The sequence below is a fragment of the Shigella sp. FJ200513 genome (assembly GCF_040495915.1).
GTDB lineage: Bacteria > Pseudomonadota > Gammaproteobacteria > Enterobacterales > Enterobacteriaceae > ECMA0423.
In genome coordinates this window covers 1-2,534 of sequence record NZ_JBDYCV010000204.1, presented here as the reverse complement: position 1 = coordinate 2,534, position 2,534 = coordinate 1, and the positions used below count along the sequence as shown (strand labels likewise).

Genomic DNA, 2,534 nt, shown 5'->3' with positions numbered 1-2,534 from the left:
GACGTTCTGTTCGCCATGATGCGCGACGGGACTTTTTATACCCCGCAGGGGTCATAACATGCTTGACAACTTAATAGGGGCACTCCCCCGCTAAAGTGTTGCCCGAAAACTGGTGGCAACATCCAGCTGCATTAGGTGCAACTGACAGTGATATCGAAATCATCAAACGTCAGTGGGGTGCGTTTTACGGTACGGATCTGGAGTTGCAACTGCGCCGCCGAGGTATCGATACAATAGTGTTATGTGGGATCTCGACCAATATCGGTGTTGAATCCACCGCCCGCAATGCCTGGGAACTTGGCTTTAATCTGGTGATTGCCGAAGACGCCTGTAGTGCCGCCAGCGCCGAGCAACACAATAACAGCATTAATCATATCTACCCGCGCATCGCCCGTGTGCGTAGCGTGGAAGAGATCCTTCACGCGTTATGATTTACATCGGTCTACCGCAATGGTCACATCCTAAATGGGTGCGGTTGGGGATCACCAGCCTTGAAGAGTATGCCCGCCACTTTAACTGCGTGATACGGGATTTTTAAAAATCACTAAAGAACGCCCAAGAGCATGTGTTTTCTTTAGAATAATCAAAGCGTTGGATTGCCATGTCATATGAAAATCGGCAAAGTTCATATGTAACAAAGTGTCCCAATCATGCCCCAAAATGCCCCACAACAAATATTTTTGCCCCATGCATGCCCCAAAAAATCACTTTCCCTCACTCTTGACACTGTTTATCCATACAGTTAAAAATAATACTGTATAAAAACACAGTGCAGAGGGATTTTTATGCGTTTTGAAATCTGCATAGCCAAAGAGAAAATGACTAAAATGCCAACCGGTGCTGTGGATGCGTTAAAGGAAGAATTAACCCGACGCATCAGTAAACGTTATGACGATGTAGAGGTGATCGTAAAAGCCACCAGCAACGATGGCCTTTCTGTTACGCGCACCGCCGATAAAGATTCAGCTAAAACTTTTGTTCAGGAAACTCTGAAAGATACCTGGGAGTCTGCTGACGAGTGGTTTGTTCACTAATTAGCACGTAAAATCAGTAACGGCTGGAAATCATTCAATACTCGCACTATCGGAAGTTCACCAGCCAGCCGCAGCACGTTCTTGCATACGACGTGTCTGCGGTCTCAACTCCGCCCGCCCCCGCCAATCATGATTGGGCAGTACCAGTACAGCACTAGCAAAGACAGGAAATTAGCAGTCTCAGCAAAACACCGACCAGACGGTGAGAAGACAAAAAGATACGCAAAGATGCCGCGGTTCCAGAAGAATAAAAAACCGCTAATGGACAGCCTCCTTAACACAGTTTTTTATATACATGATTCACTGATACCAGTGGCATTAATAGCTATTATATAGCTTCAGCTCCTTTTTTCATACCTTAAGGAAAAATTGCCCCCCCCCCAAAAAGTATCGTTTTTTTACATTAAACCGATCCAGTTTAGGATAGTGTAAAGCAGAAGTTCTTCAATATATAACATATGGAGTTAATATGCTTACACAAACTATATATCCGCCTCCTCCAGAAGTTCCTGTCTACTGCTGAAGGGAACCAATAACATTGCAAAGCAGATAAAAAAGAATCCAACACCTCTCAACATAAAGAATACACCCTGATATTTATGCTCCCGACAAATAACAATCACAGATTAATTTCAAATTCGTTCTCCACTTATTCAATCGACACTAGCCGCGCATATGAAAATTATCTAACCCATTGGACTGAATGGAAAAATAACCGCATACAAGAAGAACAACGAGACATCGCTTTTCAGCGACTAGTATCATGTCTACAAAACCAAGAGACGAACCTGGACTTGTCTGAATTAGGCCTGACAACATTACCTGAAATCCCCCCGGGAATTAAATCAATTAATATAAGTAAAAATAATTTAAGCTTAATCTCCCCATTGCCTGCGTCCCTTACACAACTTAATGTCAGCTATAACAGACTTATTGAACTGCCTGCTTTGCCTCAAGGACTTAAATTATTGAATGCGTCCCACAATCAACTAATCACACTACCCACACTCCCCATATCTTTGAAGGAGCTTCATGTCTCAAATAATCAATTATGTTCTCTTCCTGTTTTACCAGAACTACTGGAAACATTAGATGTATCATGTAATGGGCTGGCAGTTTTACCACCTTTACCATTTTCTTTACAAGAGATTAGCGCAATAGGGAATCTTCTTAGTGAACTCCCCCCTCTACCTCACAACATTCACTCCATATGGGCAATCGACAATATGTTAACCGATATTCCATACCTGCCGGAAAATTTAAGGAACGGTTATTTTGACATAAATCAGATAAGTCATATCCCGGAAAGCATTCTTAATCTGAGGAATGAATGTTCAATAGATATTAGTGATAACCCATTGTCATCCCATGCTCTGCAATCCCTGCAAAGATTAACATCTTCGCCGGACTACCACGGCCCGCAGATTTACTTCTCCATGAGTGACGGACAACAGAATACACTCCATCGCCCCCTGGCTGATGCCGTGACAGCATGGTTCC

Annotated in this window: 2 protein-coding genes and 2 pseudogenes; all 4 read left to right on the top strand. The window is 43.3% G+C overall.

The genetic code is table 11. The features are described 5' to 3' along the window. Window positions 1-83 precede the first annotated feature (83 nt). Window positions 84-431, top strand: a pseudogene (locus ABZJ92_RS21355) (hydrolase); the annotation flags it as partial. After that, a pseudogene (locus tag ABZJ92_RS21350) lies at window positions 428-523 on the top strand (hypothetical protein); the annotation flags it as partial. The pseudogenes ABZJ92_RS21355 and ABZJ92_RS21350, both read left to right, overlap by 4 nt. Before the next feature lie 262 nt (window positions 524-785). After that, window positions 786-1,034: a DinI-like family protein gene (locus ABZJ92_RS21345; RefSeq protein WP_001210039.1), complete on the top strand. Its 249-nt coding sequence runs from the start codon at window positions 786-788 to the stop codon at window positions 1,032-1,034. A 599-nt stretch (window positions 1,035-1,633) separates the two neighbouring features. Continuing rightward, a partial coding sequence (locus ABZJ92_RS21340; RefSeq protein WP_077128942.1) for a leucine-rich repeat domain-containing protein occupies window positions 1,634-2,534 on the top strand: 901 nt, incomplete at its 3' end.

Coding starts and splice junctions, on each gene's coding strand:
- ABZJ92_RS21345 (WP_001210039.1), top strand. CDS start 786: ATGCGTTTTGAAATCTGCATAGCCAAAGAGAAAATGACTAAAATGCCA.